Source organism: Mesorhizobium monacense (assembly GCF_056781675.1).
In genome coordinates this window covers 48,971-67,020 of the sequence record NZ_CM165567.1, presented here as the reverse complement: position 1 = coordinate 67,020, position 18,050 = coordinate 48,971, and the positions used below count along the sequence as shown (strand labels likewise).

The window sequence follows — 18,050 nt, the reverse complement described above, 5'->3', positions numbered from 1 at the left end:
GCTGCGGGCGCCACCTGAGCCGAGGCCCTCATGACCAATACGATCGAGATGTCCTGGCCGCGCAGGCGCGGGTACGTCGGTGTGCAAAGTGGATCGTTCGTCCTTGCGCGGACCGGATCCTGGAACGATGCAATGGCCGCCTGCCTGGATCGGCTTAGAGCAATTCCAGGAAAAGTGCGTAGCGGTTTTCCGTCCGAAATTGCGTAAAAACAAAGAGTTAGAGCGGGTCGGCGATTCTATCAAAAGCTGAACCGCTCTGGTGAGTGGAGAGTGGCGTGAGCGATATCCGGCGCGGGCTGGCAAAACACAGTGTCGTGGGCATGTTCTGGACGGCTCTGTCCATGGGCGCGCTTGCGGTCGCGGAGCTTGTCGCCCTCCTCGTCCTGGCCAGGCTGCTCTCGCCCAAGGAGTTCGGCCTTTACTCCGCAGCGCTGATCGTCATCAAATTTTCAGCCATCTTCCAGGGGCTTGGCATTACCCCCGCGATCGTGCAGCGCCCTGTTTTGGAGGATCGGCATCTTCGGGTCGGGTTCACCTTGTCGTGCCTCCTTGGGCTGGCTGTGTCCGCACTGGTCTGGGCGATGGCACCCGCCATTGCCGGCCTCCTTCGGCTTGCCGAACTGGCTCCGGTCGTGCGTGCGGTCTGCTTCGTGTTCCTTTTCCAAGGGGTTTCCATGGTGGCACTGGCTTCGGCTCAGCGCGCGCTGCGGTTCCGTTGGCTGGCACTCATCGACGCCTGCGCCTTTGCCGTGGGCTACGTCGTTGCCGGACCGGTTCTGGCTTGGCTCGGCTTCGGCATCTGGGCGCTTGTTGCGGCCGTGCTGATCCAGCAATTCACACGCATGATCGTGCTGCTCATAGGCCAGCCGCACCCGATGCGGCCTTTGCTGGAGCGACGCGCCATCGCCGAACTGCTCTATTTCGGAGGCGGCTTCACCATTGCCCGGATATTCAACTACCTCGCCACCCAGGCTGACAAGCTTGTCGTGGGCCGCTGGCTCGGCGCCGATGCGCTCGGCCTGTACGGTCTGTCGTCGCAGCTCATGACGACGCCTGCGGTCATCGTCGGTCAGGTTCTCGATCGCGTGCTGTTCCCGACCATGGCACTGGTCCAGGAGCAGCCCGCGCGGCTTGCTCGCGCCTATCGCAGCGCAGTCGCGGGTTGCGCCCTGCTCGTCCTGCCGGCCAGCGTGGTCGTGGCGATCGTCGCGCCCGAGTTGGTGGCGGTCATTCTCGGACGGGGATGGGAGGGCGTTGTCGGCCCGCTCCAGATCCTCGCATTCGGCATGTTGTTCCGCACGAGCTACAAGCTCAGCGATTCCGTTTCGCGGGCAACCGGCACGGTCTACGCCCGTGCCTGGCGCCAGGCTGTTTTCACCATCGGCGTCTTTGTCGGGTCCGTCATAGGGCAATTCTGGGGCATAGAGGGCGTGGCGATCGGCGTCGGCGCTGCCTTTGGGGTCAACTTCATCCTCATGGCACAGTTGAGCCTCCGCGTGACCGGGATGCGGTGGTCGGAATTCGCCATGGCGCACCTGCCTGGCCTCGCGCTCGCAGGCGTTCTCGGAACAGGCATCTGGGCATTCGTGGAATGGTTGCGCGAGCTGCAGCTGCCTGCCCTTGCCCTGCTCATCGATACGGCATTGCTGGCGCCTGCCGGCGGCTTGCTGCTGTGCTGGATCCTGCCGTCGCTGTTCCTTGGACAGGACGGGCGATCCCTGCTGCGCTTGCTGGCGTCCGTAGCGCCCGCTTGGCGTCCGCTCCGCCGCCCGGGATGACGAAGCAAGCAGCCTGATCGCCGGCCGGGCTCGGCATTTGTACCCGACAGCCCGGCCGGCATTCATGGGCAACATCCCAGCATTCATGGGCAACGTCGTTGTGCTCACCTCGGGGGCGTCGCTGGCTGTGACGTCCCCTTCGGGCGCATCGAGATTCTGGTCATAGATCGAGGAAAAATGCGGAAGGAGATTCAACATGGCTAAACTGCCTTGGCCTCCCGGCAGCGGGAGTGACGCGAAACTTTTGATGACGGAGTTCGACATCGACCATGGCATCAAGGGCGACTGGCTGACCAATGACAACTGGACCGCCGATCCTGGTGACGGCTTGACCGCCGAAACCGGCAAGGACGATCACGGCTTGGGCGCGGCTGCGAGCAAGATCGACAACCTCATCTCCACGCTCGAGATCCCTCCGACATGGGCGCCCGATGGCGGACTGAAACTCATCGGCCTCGCCGAAGCAGCCGCCAGGATTGGCATTCATCTCGACAACACCGTCCTCGACAGTGTAACGGCGAATGCAGGCTCCTGGAATTCCGCGGTGGGCCTTGGGAACGGCGGTATCACCTCCGACCGCGTCGCCGACACGACCGCCACTCCGACGGTCGCCAGCAGCAGCCTCCTCGCCGCCAGCCTAAGCGCGGTCGACCCGATCTTCGAAACGAGGGTGGTGGCCGCCGGCGACGATGTCGAGCAGAAGGCTTCCGGCACGATATCAGGCAACATCAATGACCTGGAGCTGGTCTATGACGGCACCACCGGTCAGACGGTCGGCCTCCGCTTCACCGGCATCGACATCCCCCAAGGTGCCATCATCACCAGCGCCTACATCCAGTTCCAGGCCAACGAGGCGAATAGCGGCGCGGCGTCACTGCTGATCAAAGGCGAAGATAGTGACGACGCGAGCGCCTTCACCATCGTCAAGTTCAACGTGTCCTCGCGCGCGACGACGGACGCGTCCACGGCCTGGACGCCGGACCCGTGGACCACGGCGGGCGCCCAAGGCCTGGCCGAGCGCACGCCGGACCTTTCGGCGATCGTTCAGGAGATCGTCAACCGCTCCGGCTGGGCGGCACTCAACGACATGGCGTTCCTGATCACCGGCACCGGCACGCGCACAGCCGATTCCTATGAGTACTCGCCGGCCAGCGCACCGCTGCTGCATATCGAATATCAGCTGCCCGGTCCGCCCGGCAATCCGGTGGTTTTCAACACGCCGGCCGACGCCGACCCCACTGCCAACCAAATCGCCGAGCTTGCCGCGGCTGGCGCACCGATAGGGATCACCGCTTCGGCCGCCGATCCCGACGTCGGCTCGACCGTCACCTACAGCCTCGATGATACGCGCTTCGCCATCGACGCCAGCAGCGGTGTCATCACGCGCTCGGCCACCGGCGCGCTCGACTTCGAGACCCAGACGTCGATCAACCTGACGGTGACGGCAACCTCTTCCGACGGCAGCACCGCCAACCAGAGCTTCACCCTCGCCGTCGTCAACAGTCCCGAGCCGGTTGCCTTCAACACTGCACCCGACGCCGACACTGCGGTCAACCAGATCGCCCAGAACGCCGCAGCGGGCACGGCGATCGGGATCACAGCCTCGGCCACGGATCCCGACGCCGGCTCGACGGTTACCTACAGCCTCAATGATGCGCGCTTCGCCATCGACCCCACCACCGGCGTCATCACGCGCTCAAGCACCGGCACGCTCAACGCCCAGTCAGAGCCATCGGTCAACCTCACGGTCACCGCAACCTCCTCCGACGGCAGCACGGATACCCACGCCTTCAGCGTCGGCGTCACCGGCAACCAGTTGCCCACGTCAGTGACTTTGGAACATACCATCCTGACTTGGCAGTGGTCGCCGCCGAGCCCCGACCCCACGGACATCGTCTATATCTCCCACCTCGGCACGCTGCTGGTAGCCGACAGCGAAGTCGACGAGATACCTGCCCTTTTTACCGGCAAAAATCTCTTTCAGATGAGTCCGAGCGGCGCCCTGGCGAGCACGCTCACAACCATCAGCTTTTCCGACGAGCCCTCCGGGGTCGCCTACAATCCCGTCAACCAGCATCTCTTCTTCACGGACGACACCGGCACGAAGAGCGTCTACGAGCTCAACCCCGGGCAGGACGGACTTTACAACACGTCCGATGATATCGTGACATCGTTCAAGACGTCCGCATTCGGCAGCACGGATCCGGAGGGGATTGCGTACGATACCAATCGAGGCGTCCTGTACGTCGCGGATGGCACAAGTCAGAAGATCTACACCGTCGCGCCGGGTCCGAACGGCAAATTCGACGGTGTCGCGAGCACTGGCGGCGATGACATCGTGACGAGTTTCTCCGCGCACTCGCTGGGAACCCCATCCGACGAGAGCATTGCGTATGACCCGGTCCATGACATCCTTTATATCATTCAGTCACGGGACTCGGTGGCGATGGTAACACCCACAGGGCAATTGCTGGGCACGCTCGATATCTCTGCCGCCAACACGCACAAACCGGCGGGGTTGGCGCTGGCGCCGAGCAGCGACGATCCGACCCATACGAGCCTGTACATCGTCGATCGCGTTGAGGACAACGACTCGCATCCGAATGAGAACGATGGCAGGATCTATGAGTTCTCATTCGATCATTGGATGCTCGTCTGATCCGGCAGCAGGCGATGCCCCAGGCGCGGGCGCTCGCCTCGCTTGACCGCAAGGGATGCACCCTCGGATACGAACCAGTGCCGAGGCCAGTTCCTTCCATTGATCCAGATACCGCCCCATACACCGTGATGGGCTGGCCCATGGTCGGCCTGCGGCCGCGGCCCCCCGCGAGTGATCCAGGCAACGTGCTCGCCTGACGTCCTGACTTTTGTTTTCTGCGGCGACGCCCTGCCGGCGCAATTGAGCGCACACAATCCCGGCAGACCCTCGCCACCAGCAATGCGGCCCCTCCATTTTTTGACCGTCGACACGCCGTCGATCGCGACTGAGCGGAGCAGGCTGTCATGTCCACCTACGGCCCTGCCGAGGCCCAGGTTTTGAAAAACAGCGGCAAAGGAGATCTGATATGTCTAAACCACCTCGGATTCCGGAGAGCGGCAACGCTCCGGGACCGGTCGTGCTTGACTCCACGACCTTCCTGAACAGTCTTTCTCCGATCCTCGAATTCTCCGACGATAGCAGCCTCGCTGGCGAAGCCGGCAAGCGCGATTACGGCCAAAGCGCGGATCAAGCCGCGAGCAAGATCGACAGCCTCATCTCCACGCTCGAGATCACTGCGACCTGGGCGCTCGATGGCGGACTGAAACTCATCGGCCTCGCCGAAGCAGCCACCAGAATTGGCATTCATCTCGACAACACCGTCCTCGACAGCGTGGCGGCGAACGTCGGCTCCTGGCATTCCGCGGTGGGCTTGGGGAATGGCGGCATCACCTGGCCCGCCCCCGCATCCGACCGAGTGGCAGACACGACCACCACCCTGACGGGGGCCACGGTCGCCAGCAGCAGCCTCCTCGCCGCCAGCACAAGTGCGATCGACCTGACCGTCGAAACGAGGGTGGCGGCCGCCGGCGACGATGTCGAGCAGAAGGCTTCCGGCTCGATAGCGAGCAACGTCACTGACCTGGAACTGGCCGTTGACGGCACCACCAGCCAGACGGTCGGACTTCGATTCACCGGCATCGACATCCCCAAGGGCGCCATCATCACCAGTGCCTACATCCAGTTCCAGGCCAACGAGGTGAAGACCGGCGCGACGTCGCTGCTGGTCAAAGGCGAGGATGCCGACGACTCCAGTCCCTTCACCACTGTCAGCTTCAACGTGTCCTCACGCGCGACGACGGACGCGTCCACGGCCTGGGCGCCGGATCCGTGGACCACGGTCGGCACCCACGGCGTTGCCGAGCGCACACCGGACCTCTCGGCGATCGTTCAGGAGATCGTCAACCGCTCTGGCTGGGCGGCACTCAACGACATGGCATTCCTGATCACCGGCACCGGCACGCGCACAGCCGATTCCTACGAATACAATCCGGCTGGCGCGCCGCTGCTGCATATCGAATATCAGTTGCCCAGCCCTCCCGTGGCCTTCAACACGCCGCCCGACGCCGATCCCGTTGCCAATCAGATCGCCGAGCTTGCCGCCTCGGGTGCCCCTATCGGGATCACTGCCTCGGCCGCCGATCCCGACGCCGGCACGACCGTCACCTACAGCCTCGATGATACGCGCTTCGCCATCGACGCCAACAGCGGTGTCATCACGCGCTCGGCCACCGGCGCGCTCGACTTCGAGACCCAGCCGTCGATCAACTTGACGGTGACGGCAACCTCCTCAGACGGCAGCAGCGCCAACCAGAGCTTCACCCTCGCTGTCCTCGACAATCCGGAGCCGGTCGCCTTCAACACGCCGCCCGATGCCGACACCGCGGTCAACCGGATCGCCGAGGGTGCCGCGGCGGGCACGGCGATCGGGATCACCGCCTCGGCCAAGGATTCCGATGCCGGGTCGACGGTCACCTACACCGTCGACGACCCGCGCTTTGCCATCAACGCCAGCACTGGCGTCATCACGCGCTCGAGCACCGGCACGCTCAACGCCCAGTCCGAGCCGTCGGTCAACCTCACGGTCACAGCCACCTCCTCCGATGGCAGCACGGATACCCACGCCTTCAGCATCGGCGTCACCGGGGCCACGCCTGTGATTGTCGAGACGAGGGTGGCTGCCGCCGGCGACGATGTCGAACAGAAGAGCTCGGGCTCGATTTCGACCAACGTCACCGATCTGGAAATGGTCGTTGACGGCACCACCGGCCAGACGGTCGGCGTTCGCTTCATTGGCATCGACATTCCCCAAGGCGCCATCATCACCAGCGCCTACATCCAATTCCAGGCCAACGAGGTAAAGACTGGCGCGACGTCGCTGCTAATCAAGGGCGAGGACGCCGACGACGCCAGTCCCTTCACCAGCGTCAGCTTCAACGTGTCCTCGCGCGCGACGACGGACGCGTCCACGGCCTGGGCGCCCGACCCATGGACCACGGTGGGCGCCCACGGCCTGGCCCAGCGCACACCGGACCTGTCGGCAGTTGTTCAGGAGATCGTCAACCGCTCGGGTTGGGCGGCGCTCAACGACATGGCATTCATGATCACCGGCACAGGCACGCGCACGGCCGATTCCTACGAGTACTCGCCTGCCGGCGCGCCACTCCTGCATATCGAATATCTCCTGCCCGGCCCGGTCAGCCCTCCGGTGGCCTTCAACACGCCGCCTGATGCCGACACAACCGTCAACCAGATCGCCGAACTTGCCGCGGCGGGCGCTCCCACAGGGATCACCGCCTCGGCAACGGATCCCGACGCCGGCTCGACCGTCACTTACAGTCTCAACGACTCCCGCTTCGCCATCGACGCCAGCAGCGGCGTCGTCACGCGCTCGGCCACCGGCACGCTCGACTTCGAGACCCAGCCGTCGATCAATCTGACGGTGACGGCAAGCTCGTCGGACGGCAGTCTGGCCAACAAGACCTTCACCCTCGCCGTCCTCGACAATCCGGAGCCGGTCGCTTTCAACACCCCGCCCGACACCAATACTGCTGTCAACCGGATCGCCCAGAACGACGCAGCGGGCACGGCGATCGGCATCACCGCCTCGGCCAAGGATCCCGATATCGGCTCGACGGTCACCTACAGCCTCAATGATGCGCGCTTCGCCATCAACCCCAGCACCGGCGTCATCACACGCTCGGGTACAGGGACGCTCAATGCGGCCTCGGAGCCGTCAATCAACCTCCACGTCACCGCAACCTCGTCCGACGGAAGCACCGCCACACAGGACTATACTGTCGGCGTCGTTCCGACGGCGGGGCCGCAGACAATATACCGGTTCGCGATCTTTGGTGATTTTGGCGACACCGATCTCTCGGGCGAGAAAGCCGTGTCGGCGATGATCCATGGTTGGAACGTCGATTTCATTCTCACAGTCGGCGACAACGCCTATGCACCGCAGACCTTCGATCCCGCCATCGGCCAGCAGTATCATGACTACATAGGCAACTATCAGGGCGCATACGGCAGTGGCAGCACCATCAACCGCTTCTTTCCTACGCTAGGCAACCATGAATACAACGAAGGCACCGTTCCCGCCTACCAGAACTACTTCACACTGCCTGATAATGAGAGGTACTACGACTTCCAGATCGGGCCGGTGCATTTCTTCGCGCTGAACAGCAACAAACAGGACCCGGATGGCCGCAGCTCCACTTCAGTGCAGGGCCAGTGGATGCAATCCCTTCTCGCGAATTCCGACGCGAGCTTCAATCTGGCGTACTACCACCACACGGCATACAATCCGAGCGGCGGCACCGGCACCATGCAATGGCCCTTCGAGCAATGGGGCGTGAACGCGGTCTTTGCCGGCCACCAGCACAATTATTACCGCGAGAACCGAGACGACAATGGCGACGGCGTCTTTCTTCCCTACACGACCACCGGCCTCGGCGGTGCCGGTCGCAGCGTTCCCAATGTCGGCGCGAACCTGGTGACGGTCACGGACGCAGGCATGCTGATCGAGTTCTACAAGGTCAGCAGTTTCAACGGGACAACGGCAACCAGCGTGCTGACGGATTCCTACTTTGTCCCGACGCCGGCAGGACGCACGCCGACAATCGTCGATGGAGGCTACGTCCTGAACGGCACGATCGGCGCCGACTATCTGTGGGGTCTGGGCGGGAACGCCACGCTGATCGGCGGGCGCGGCAATGACATGCTGATTGCCGGCAACCAGAACAATCTGTTCGTGTTCGCTGTCGGCGACGGCCAGGACACCATCGCGAATTTCGTGGCTGGCGCCGGGTCCGGTGACGTCCTCGATCTCAGAGCCTTTGGCATCACCAATGCCAGCCAGTTCCAGCAGGTGGCCACAAACCAGGGCGCGAATGTCGTGGCGTCTCTAAGCGCCGGAGATCAGATCACGCTGCTTGGCGTTCATGAGGAACAGTTCCACAACGACAACTTCCTGAACACTCTGCTTCTCGCATAGGCGCCGCCCGGACCCCTCCGGCGGACAAGGAATACGCCTGCCGGGCTGCGGACTGACCCAGAATGCTCGAAGGTGGCTGGAGCCCCATCCCGATCGGTTCGGGACGGGCTCTTTCTTTTTGATGCAATGCAAGAGCGAGCCTGGTCGCCACCGCCAAAGAAAAGCCCGGACTGCTCGCGGCACTCTGTGCGCCGCGAGCAGTCCGGGCTTTCAAATGAAAACTAGAGCCTTACGCCCTCGAAAACTTACTTCCGGAATGATAACCAGCTAGTTGAAGAGCTAGCCGAGGTGAATATGGTTCTTGTCCCCCCAGCCATTGCCTGGGCGCGTTCCACCCGATTTGGCAATCGCTTTCGAGTTCAAGCTTGTGCCGAGCAGCAGCGTAATAGCCGGCGGCGTCACCGCCGCGAAACGCCCTGCCTTCTTGAGAAAGTCCCGGCGCGCTTGAGCTTCTGAGACCAGGCTCTCCTGCGTCTGTTCCGATTGCCGTTTACTTTCGGTGGCCATGTCATAACCTCGTATTTTTGACGAATTTACTTTAGGAATTCCAGAATAAGGCACAAGCTCTCCAAAAGGCTTAGAGCAATTCCAGGAAAAGTGCGCGGCGGTTTTTCGTGTGTAAAAACAAATACCTAGAGCGGGGCAGCGGTTCTATCAAAAGCTGACCGCTCTAGATTTTCGTGCGCGCCTCCAAGAGCGTGCGAGTGATGCGGCGCGCGAGGTCGAACGGGCCTCGTCGCGCCAGACCGTCAGCCCGCGAAAACCGCCATGCGCCCCACGCCAAATTGCCGGCCAGGCGCAAGGGAGCGCCAACGATGGGGTGTGTCGCAGTGAAGATGCGCCTCCAGTGCTGAAAACGAACCATTGGGCGCTGTGCGCACTTTGCCGGAATCCCGGTCCCGAAGAAATGCTGCAAGGCCAGGAGCTGGGTATCGAGCGCATTGCGGGCGCTTTGATCCGACACCGATGCCTGCAGTGCCGTCCAATCCACGTCGTCGGTTTCCGCCAATCGTGCCAGATCATGAAGGTGCCTGAGATCAATCCTTCCGCGCCAGTAATCCCCCTCCTTGAGGAGGTCGTGCACGATCCAGTGCAGGGCCCGCGACTGCGCGGGAGGAATTTCCACCCGAAGACCGTCTCGCTGGACGAGCTTGGGGCGTTCAAGGTGGTTTGGTCGGCTCGGGCGGAGCTCCAGCATTCCTGCATCCTGCTGGCGTGTCGCGCCTCGATTGCCCGGAACCTGAACATACCCAAGCTCTTCAAGGCAGGCTTGGGCGACTGCCTCTTCAGCCGGCTCCACAGCCAGATCGAGATCACTGGTCATCCTGCTGGGAACCTGTCCGGCCGGGGACAGGAACAGGGGAACCGCTCCCTTGAGCAGGACCGGAACGATGTCACGGCGGTTGAGGGCGGCAATGGCTTCGCTCAATTGGGCTCGCAAGCGCAGGTTCCGTTCCCGATTGCAGTCGTGAACAAACTCCAGGTACTCGCGCACCTCCTGCGGCAGCCGGTGGATCTGGCCGGCACGCGCGAGGGACGAGAACAAGTCGGGTGTGAGCAAAGTGTGATTTGCGAGCGCAATCACTGCCTGCCAGTCGGCCCTGTCGGCCGGACAGCCGCGAAGTCCGGCGATCAATGCCTCAAGTGCGTTGCCCCTGCGCATCATCGGCACACTTTCGTGATCAGCTCGACAGCATCATCGAGCCTCGAATAGGTCAGGCAATAGGTCTCCGCCGATCCGACGATCTGGGTCAGCACGTCGAACGCGGTCCCGCTCAGTTCCCGGCCGGGCGAAAAGGCGCCGTTGAGCAGGCCACGCAATGCGCTGGCTGGGTCGATCGGCGCGAGGCAAGCCTTCGCGTCGCGGCCTCGCCGGAGCAACACCACGCAGCCGACCGGTAGAGGAGAAGCTGGTCCCGGGACAAACTCCCTGGGCACGGCAAAGCGCACACGCCTGCGGTCCGGGCGGCGAAAGACCGGAGCAGCGCCGAGATCGGGGCAGTATTCGGTCAGGAGTGGCCAAGCTCCCGCCTTGACCGCGGGAGCAAACGGAAGACCCATGCCATAGCCTTTTGAGTCCAGCAGCGTCACATCGTCCGCGGCGAAGCCGAACCCTGCATGGACCAATGCCAAGGTCAGCGTTGTCTTGCCCGCGCCCGGACTGCCACAAAGAAGTACGATACGTTCATTTCTGCGAAGCGCGGCCGCATGGACAGCAAGTTCATAGGCGCCGTGATCGAGAACCTCGGTCAGCAATTGCCCTTTCAGCATCACCGGAAGTTCGTTGGGCGAGCAGGACAGGATCCAGTCGCCATCCCGAAACAGGTGAACCCGCCCCGCGCGCTCAACCACCTGGAGCAGAACGTCGGCAGCCTCTCCTTGAACTTCGAGATGACGGAATGCGGTGATCGCGGGAAAGGCGCGGGCTGCCGGATAGACGATGCGAATATGGAGGCCCGCAACGCCGACCACCTGGCTCACGTGCTCGCGGGCCGATGGTGGAGACAATGGTGTACAGGGCCGTATCAGGTCCAGCCGTTGCCAGGCCTCGAGCGCAGCCTCGACATGCCTTTCTGCCTCACGCCTATCGATGCCACTGCGCGCAATCTCGAACGCGATGGCGTGCGGTGGCATGCCTTCTTCCAGAGAGCGCCAGATGTCGGCAGCCGTATCGTTGACGGCGAAAATGGCCTGCCGGCAGGAACTGAACAGGATGTTTTGCCCTCTGACGCGCGCCAGGCGCCCCTGGATCACGAACGCGGCGGTGCTGTTATCGGCGGCGCCTGACGCCACGGTTCTGTCAACCGCCTGGTGCTGATTCATCGGGTGGTCGTCCTCCAGTCTACCAATGCGACGATCTGATCTGCTGGCGCATTCAATGAGCGAAGCGCCCTTTCGGCAGCAGCTCATTTCGCCCATTCGATTGCTTTGAGCTCTCAAGTCCATCCGGTACTGGCCCCGAGGGTTTGGCAGGGGCGTCCCGGTCTCGGCCTGACGGCGACCGGGAAATCCGGACCAGAAATTCCGTGATCGTCGATGCCAGGCTCGCCGCCCCGCGCATGCCAGACGTGGGTAGTCTCGCCAATTCGGCAAACACTTCGGAATCACGCGCCAGCCGCCAGCGCAACCAGAGCCCCGTGGCCAGCGAGGTCAGTATCGAAGCCAGCACCAGCGCGGTGAACATGCGTTCGTCGATGATGCCGGCGGCGTATGCGACGCTCGCCAGCACGATGCCCGGGCCGCCGCGCGTGTTCATGGCGACACCGTAGTCGAAGGCCCTGGCCCAGTCGGCACCCGCTGCTCTGGCGGCAATGGTGCAGCTCACCAGCTTGATGGCCGTGCTTGCGACGATGAAGAAGAGGGTGAGCGGGCCGTCGAATTGATGCGCCAGATCGAGCCGCAAGCCGACCAGCGCGAAGTAGATCGGCACGAAAAACCATATCGAGATGTCAGCGATATGTTGTTTCACCGGAGCAAGATGCCGCGAGGGAAACCGCGCCATCACGAGACCCGCCAGAAGCGCGGCGAGGATGACGTTCACTTTCAAGAGGCTCGCGGCCGCGACGAAGACCAGGCACAGCAGCATGGTGTAGCCTGTCAGGGATGCTTCGCTGAACTTGCCGAAGACGCTTCGCCGAATCGCGCGCGCCGCTGCCGGCGCGAAGAACAGCGAGACGACGACGAAGGCGAGGTTGACGGCGATCACACGCCCGATGCCTCCCGCATCGGCGGCGTCACCGTTCTGCACCGCCGTGGCGATGGCAAGCATGCTCCAGAGGATGAGATCCTGGATGGTCGCGGCGCCGATGATGTTGCGCGCGAAGGAGCTGTTCATCAGGCCAAGATCGAGGAAGATGCGCGAGATGACCGGGATCGACGTAACGCCAACGGCGATACCCATCACCAGCTTGAACGCAAGGTCATCGCCCGCCTGTGCGTCTGCAAACAGCGGCGCGCCCGCATAGCCGCACGCGAACGGAACCACGAGCGCGCCGATCACCAGCGCCGGTATGATGCGGCCCGATCCCGTGATGCCTTCCGCCTGCATCTTGAAGCCGGCGGTGAACATCAGCAGAACCAGGCCCAGCCAGTAAAAGGCGGAGAGCAAGGCACCCTGCGCGGGGAACCCGGCAAACAGCCATGTGTGCGCTTCGGACGAGACAAGCCCCAGCACGGACGGGCCGAGCACAATTCCGCCCGCGATCTCGCCAATCACGCGTGGCAGCTTCAGTCGCTCGAACACAAGGCCGCCGCCCAATGCGCCGATGAGCAGCAGAACCAGGGAAAGAAAGAAACGCGCGAGTTCGGAATCGTTCATGCCGCCGCCTCAGTTGCTGACGCGCTCAGAGGATGAAGGTGGGATGCCGCTGGCCGGCACGCCGGGTCAATTCCAGACATACGAGGCAACAATCCGCGCCGCGAGTTCGTCCACGGAATGCGCCTCGGTATCGAGAACGAGGTCCGGACTGTCCGGTGGGCGATATTCGCAGTTGTAGCCGATGAGGGTATCGATCTCGCCACTTATCGCTTTGCGATACAGGCCCTTTGGGTCCCGTTGCGCACAGGCCTCGACGGAGCAGGCGACGTAGCCAATCGTCAGGTTTCTGACATTTTCGCGAACATGCTCGCGAGCATCTTGCCCTGCGGTCAGCGCTGCGACCACGACGTGCAGGCCGGCATCGGCCGCCTTGTTGGCCAGATGCACCAGCACCGAGACCACGCGCAACCGGCTGTCAGTGCCAAACCCGAGGTCGGCTCCGAAGAACCCGCGGACCTCGTCGCCGTCAAAGAGAATGGTCGGAACCCCGAGCCGCCGCAGATCCGCAACGACGCGCATCGCCAGCGTCGTCTTGCCGGCGGAGGTTGGTCCGAGCAGCCATAGCACCGTTCCCGGTTCAGGATATTCGCGGTCCTGCCGCGGTAACCCGAAATGCTTCACTCCGTTGGCCATCGTTCGCATCCTATTCCTGGAACAGCGCGTGTTTCATCATCAACTCGGCCCGCACCACCTCCTGCACCTCGGATCGCATCATCCAGTTCGGCAGCGCTTCTCCCGCCCGCAACGCGCGTCGAATCTCCGAGCCGCTGATGGGCGTCGCGGCCTTGCAGGCGTTCAGGTCGACATAGCTCTCGGACTGGGTGTCGTAGCCGATGGCATCGAAGAAGATCGGCTCTATGCCTATGTCGCCCAGTTCATCAAACAGCTCCCTGCTCTCGTTGGCGCCGTAGAAGCCGCCGACGCCTGAGTGATCCCGGCCGATGATGAAATGGCTGCAGCCCATGTTCTTGCGGCAAAGCGCGGTGAAAACCGCCTCGCGAGGACCGGCAAATCGCGGGTAGGTTATGAAGCTTGCGAGCACCACCTTGCCCGGCGGATAAATGCCGTAGTCGAGCATGGCCTGGTAGCCATCGAGGACAAGATGCGGCATGAAATCGCCGCGCTTGGCATTTCCCACCACGGGATTGATCAACAGGCCGTCCGCGTAGGTGCGCTCCAGAGCGGCCATCTGGATCACTTCGTGGACACGATGAACCAGGTTGCGGCTGTGGAAGGCCACCACCCGGGTCCAGCCCTTGTGCGCAAAGACCGTGCGCAATTGGGCCGGCGTCAGGTCGTAGCGCCGGTACGGCGAAGGCAGCGGCTGGATAAGGGTGATGCTGCCGGCAAGAAAATGTCCGCCGCGCGCAAGCACGCGGGCGACACCTGGATGCTCGCGCGAGTCCGTGCCGAACCATTTGCGCGCGAGCAGTTCCGGCTCGAACCCGTAGGTTTCGGAGATGTCGAGAACGGAGTGCGACAGTCCGCTTTTGCTGCAAAGCAGAACGCGGTCGCCGGTCGAAAATCGGCTTGCGGTCTCTTTGGGAACAGCCAGCACAACCGGCATCGTCCAGGCCAGTCCCGAGGGAAGCCGGTTGTGTTCAAGCACGCTTTCCAGGCACGCCTTGTCCATGAAGCCGCACAGCGGCGAGAAGGTGCCGCGGGCGATCTGCTCGACGTCGGTCAGGTCCTCGTCTGTGACCGTGACCATCGGCAGGTCCTTGGTTTCCAGATCTTCCGCCGGTCCGAGCGTCCGGATGACCAGACGCCCGCCGTGAGGCTCGACGCCGGCGTGCAGCGACGACGGACGCACCCGAATGGCTTGCGCGCCGCCGGCCATATTCCGCCGGAATTGCTCGGCGACCTTGATGACCATCCTGGCACAGCTCACCGGGTATTGGCCGATGGCCGTTTCCGCCGCCAGGACGAGGCCGTCGGCGCCGTCCGCCAGTGTATTGTAGACGTCGTTGACTTCGGCCCGAGTCGGCGTTGGCGCGCTCGTCATCGACTCAAGCAGGTTCGTTGCGACATAGACTTTCGCGCCATGCGCCTTCGCATTTCGGATGATCATCTTCTGAATTGCGGGGATCTGCTCGATCGGCACCTCCCGGGACAGGTCGCCGCGGTCAATCAGGATTGCGTCGGACTTCTCGGCGATGGCGGCGAGATTGCGCAAGCCGCTCAGGCATTCGATCTTGGAGATGATGATTGCGCCGGCGCCGGCTTTGGCCCGGATCCCGTCAACGTCCGAAGCACGATGGGCGAAGGAGAGCGCGAAATGGCGTATCCCCATCCGGCGGCCGATCGCGATTGCTGCCAGATCCTTTTCGGTCAAAGGCGGCATCTCGAGCGTGCGCTGTACCGTTACGGCCTTGTTCTGACCGAGCTCTCCACCGTTCAGGACCCTCAGGATCACGGCCTCGTTGTCCTTCTCCACGACCTGGGTCAGGACAGCGTTGAAATCGATGCTGATGAAATCGCCGACTTGAAGTTTGTTGATGATGTATGCCGGGTAGAAGCTGATACTGAACTGGTCGCCCGCCACCGGCCGCGCACGGGCAGTCAAGAACCGGTTCTCATGCACCGTAACCTTCCCGTCGACCAGCGGACCGGTGCGGACCTGCGCGCCTTCGGTATCGAGACAAATCGGAATGCGTGTCCGCTTCTGGATGAACGTAATGATCCGCTCGAGGTCCTCAATCTTCGTATGAGACAAATTGAGGCGCAAAAGCGAAGTGCCGACCCGGTCCAACCAATGGATGACCTTGTCATTGAGCGACGCCGGACCCAGCGTGCACAGAAGCTCGACTTCCCTGGCTTTCATGGCTCCCCACCTTTGTCTTCATGGTTGTGTGATGCACTTGATGAAACGATGAACCGGCGCGACCAGGCTTGCGGTCCTGCCGATGATGTGGCCGCAGGCGCGGACGACCCGAACGCTCGTCGGCTCGGCTCAAGCCGGGCGATCGCTCTCGACGAAGCCGTGGAAGGAGATGGCCGGCGATTTGCCGATGCTGCGCGACGTCTCACAGCACTTCGTCGGAGAACCGGGCCACATCCTGATGCGCCGTGATCCACTGGAACTGAACCTTGTCCCAGTGTTCGCGAGCGTTGCTGCCCGTCAGCACCCTGAAACCGGACGGCGGCAGCGGCAGTGCGGGCGGGATCGGCTCATCGGGCAGCCACAACAACAAATTGTCCCGGCTTTCGATGGTCTTTTGCCACGTTCGTTCCAGGCGCCGAAATCCCCGCATGTTTGACGAAGCCAGCGCAAAGATCGATCCCGTGATCTTCAAGCTGGGCGATTTGTCGGAAGCCTTGACCGGGGCTTGATGTGTGACCTCGCCCTTGGCCAGATAGGCGTGCATGCGGATGAGTGTCCCCTCGATCCGCACGATCTCTTGTGTTCCGTCCCGTTCGTTCGATGCGGGATCCAGACTGATCCCCGAGAAGCATCCGTCGAACAGGCAATCTTCGATGCTGCCGCTGAGGAGATAGTCGTTTTCGACCGCATCATCCCTGATTTCGCTGAGCCAGCACCCTTTCAGGCGAAAGCCGTCAGATCGCTCTGCGAAGCGAATGCCATCCCAGCAACGGCGCGCGCGGACACCTTCTATCGTCGCATTGGTGGTCCCGTCCCTGACGAGCAGGGCCGCGCTGTTGCAGTAGGTATCTCGCCAGTCCGACGTCAGCGGCACCTGGCCGTTGAAGCGCCCGCCGATAAAGCGAACGTCGGGACAGTTGCGGATGACAAGTGGATAGCGATTGACCGGCAGCATCCCCGCATCGCAGCCCATGAGCGCGCTTGGATCGCTGTTTCTGCTGTTGGCGACTGTGAAGGACGCATTCCGCGCGTCGACTGTTGCTCCGGCCTGTAGGTCCCGAACCGATTGTTGTTCGTAGCCGTACTCACCTCTCAGCACGACCTGCGTGCCTCTCCCGCTGTCATCCGACTGAAGGGGCGCCTGCGCCCCTTCCGCCTTCGACGAAGCCGGCAACAGAGCCAATACGGGCGACATACCGGCAAGGCTCATGAACGCACGGCGGTCCATATTCGTGCTCATTGGCCTGCCGAACCGCATAGCCGATGCCTGTCGAGGCAGGCCAGAAGCACCGCCTCAAGTGCTCTTTCGGCCACGTCCTCAGGCGACGCCAACCTGTCCACATCGACTGCCGCCAATACGCCGACATGATCTTCCGTTGCCATTCCCGTCTCGAGAGCGGCCGCCATCTCGCGGCAACAACGATCCGCCGTCGACCAGAGATCAGGGTCGCGATCAGGAGATGTCCTTTGCATCCGCGAGGACCGGTCGCCCCTCGTCTGGAGTCGATCTCGTGCGACGCCGGTCTCGCCGCGCAGATGGACGAAGACCATGTCATGCACGCCAATGGCGGACAGGATATCGAGCCATTTCTCGGACGTTGCCCGATGCTTGCTCTTCAGCAAGATGGACCAGAACCCCTGCAACAATCCCTGATCCATAATGACGATGGTATTTCTTCTTGGCCTCTCGTTCTCAACATAGGCAACCAGAACCGAAAGGTTCCAGATGACCCTGATTGCATCGACAATCGATGATTGCCCGCTTTCGATGACAAAGCGTGCAATTCGCGCGAGCAGCGAGCGAAACTCACGATCCATGAATCTTGGGGCAACGATACCGATCCTGTAGATCTGCCGGCTGATGAATGTTCTTGTCCCCCAGGCTATTTGCACCTCGCCTATCAGCGGGCTGCATCGTCGCAAGCTGTTCGCCAGCAGGCTGGAGGCGGTTGTCTTTCCAATCCCGGGCAGACCAAAGAACTCCACAAATCGAATGTCTGTCTGAAGCGCGCGTGCTTCAACGTTTGGCGGCAGGCTTGCCGCCAGGTCACGAACCGTGTGCGAAGTCATTGGATTCAGCCGGTGAAGTTGACTCT

11 protein-coding genes are annotated in these 18,050 nt (G+C 62.6%); 3 read left to right on the top strand and 8 right to left on the bottom strand.

Features of this window, described 5'->3' with window-relative positions; translation table 11 throughout:
* The first annotated feature begins 275 nt into the window (after positions 1-275).
* From AC1RUK_RS00250 to AC1RUK_RS00240, 3 genes are all read left to right on the top strand, one after another.
* A complete protein-coding gene (locus AC1RUK_RS00250) occupies positions 276-1,778 on the top strand; it encodes a lipopolysaccharide biosynthesis protein (protein ID WP_481837254.1) in 1,503 nt (500 codons plus the stop codon).
* Between the two features lie 247 nt (positions 1,779-2,025).
* Positions 2,026-4,437, top strand: coding sequence for an RTX toxin (locus AC1RUK_RS00245; RefSeq protein ID WP_481837255.1), 2,412 nt, complete (start codon positions 2,026-2,028; stop codon positions 4,435-4,437).
* Positions 4,438-4,843: 406 nt separating this feature from the next.
* Positions 4,844-8,812 (top strand): metallophosphoesterase, encoded by a 3,969-nt coding sequence (locus tag AC1RUK_RS00240; protein ID WP_481837256.1) that lies wholly within the window; start codon positions 4,844-4,846, stop codon positions 8,810-8,812.
* Positions 8,813-9,091: 279 nt separating this feature from the next.
* Here the strand turns inward: AC1RUK_RS00240 and AC1RUK_RS00235 are convergent, their stop codons facing one another.
* From AC1RUK_RS00235 to AC1RUK_RS00200, 8 genes are all read right to left on the bottom strand, one after another.
* Complete coding sequence (locus tag AC1RUK_RS00235) at positions 9,092-9,319, bottom strand: hypothetical protein (RefSeq protein ID WP_481839626.1); 228 nt, start codon at positions 9,317-9,319, stop codon at positions 9,092-9,094.
* Between the two features lie 163 nt (positions 9,320-9,482).
* The gene (locus AC1RUK_RS00230) at positions 9,483-10,478 is read right to left on the bottom strand and encodes a nucleotidyltransferase family protein (protein ID WP_481837257.1); all 996 of its coding nucleotides are present in this window, start codon (positions 10,476-10,478) and stop codon (positions 9,483-9,485) included.
* Positions 10,475-11,635, bottom strand: a complete 1,161-nt coding sequence (locus AC1RUK_RS00225) for a PqqD family peptide modification chaperone (protein ID WP_481837258.1) — start codon at positions 11,633-11,635, stop codon at positions 10,475-10,477. The genes AC1RUK_RS00230 and AC1RUK_RS00225 overlap by 4 nt, the downstream gene beginning before the upstream one ends.
* Positions 11,636-11,687: 52 nt before the next feature.
* Positions 11,688-13,130, bottom strand: coding sequence for a cation:proton antiporter (locus tag AC1RUK_RS00220; RefSeq protein WP_481837259.1), 1,443 nt, complete (start codon positions 13,128-13,130; stop codon positions 11,688-11,690).
* A 66-nt stretch (positions 13,131-13,196) separates the two neighbouring features.
* The gene (locus AC1RUK_RS00215; protein WP_481837260.1) at positions 13,197-13,763 is read right to left on the bottom strand and encodes an adenylyl-sulfate kinase; all 567 of its coding nucleotides are present in this window, start codon (positions 13,761-13,763) and stop codon (positions 13,197-13,199) included.
* Positions 13,764-13,773: 10 nt separating this feature from the next.
* A complete protein-coding gene (locus AC1RUK_RS00210) occupies positions 13,774-15,954 on the bottom strand; it encodes a pyruvate kinase (protein WP_481837261.1) in 2,181 nt (726 codons plus the stop codon).
* 202 nt (positions 15,955-16,156) lie between these two features.
* Positions 16,157-17,194, bottom strand: a complete 1,038-nt coding sequence (locus AC1RUK_RS00205) for a hypothetical protein (protein ID WP_481837262.1) — start codon at positions 17,192-17,194, stop codon at positions 16,157-16,159.
* Entirely contained in the window at positions 17,191-18,024 is an 834-nt protein-coding gene (locus AC1RUK_RS00200; protein WP_481837263.1) for a hypothetical protein, read from the bottom strand. Before AC1RUK_RS00200 ends, AC1RUK_RS00205 begins: the two co-directional genes overlap by 4 nt.
* Between the last annotated feature and the right edge of the window lie 26 nt (positions 18,025-18,050).

Coding starts and splice junctions, on each gene's coding strand:
- AC1RUK_RS00225 (WP_481837258.1), bottom strand. CDS start 11,635: ATGAATCAGCACCAGGCGGTTGACAGAACCGTGGCGTCAGGCGCCGCC.
- AC1RUK_RS00235 (WP_481839626.1), bottom strand. CDS start 9,319: ATGGCCACCGAAAGTAAACGGCAATCGGAACAGACGCAGGAGAGCCTG.
- AC1RUK_RS00210 (WP_481837261.1), bottom strand. CDS start 15,954: ATGAAAGCCAGGGAAGTCGAGCTTCTGTGCACGCTGGGTCCGGCGTCG.
- AC1RUK_RS00240 (WP_481837256.1), top strand. CDS start 4,844: ATGTCTAAACCACCTCGGATTCCGGAGAGCGGCAACGCTCCGGGACCG.
- AC1RUK_RS00205 (WP_481837262.1), bottom strand. CDS start 17,194: ATGAGCACGAATATGGACCGCCGTGCGTTCATGAGCCTTGCCGGTATG.
- AC1RUK_RS00230 (WP_481837257.1), bottom strand. CDS start 10,478: ATGATGCGCAGGGGCAACGCACTTGAGGCATTGATCGCCGGACTTCGC.
- AC1RUK_RS00245 (WP_481837255.1), top strand. CDS start 2,026: ATGACGGAGTTCGACATCGACCATGGCATCAAGGGCGACTGGCTGACC.
- AC1RUK_RS00200 (WP_481837263.1), bottom strand. CDS start 18,024: ATGACTTCGCACACGGTTCGTGACCTGGCGGCAAGCCTGCCGCCAAAC.
- AC1RUK_RS00220 (WP_481837259.1), bottom strand. CDS start 13,130: ATGAACGATTCCGAACTCGCGCGTTTCTTTCTTTCCCTGGTTCTGCTG.
- AC1RUK_RS00215 (WP_481837260.1), bottom strand. CDS start 13,763: ATGGCCAACGGAGTGAAGCATTTCGGGTTACCGCGGCAGGACCGCGAA.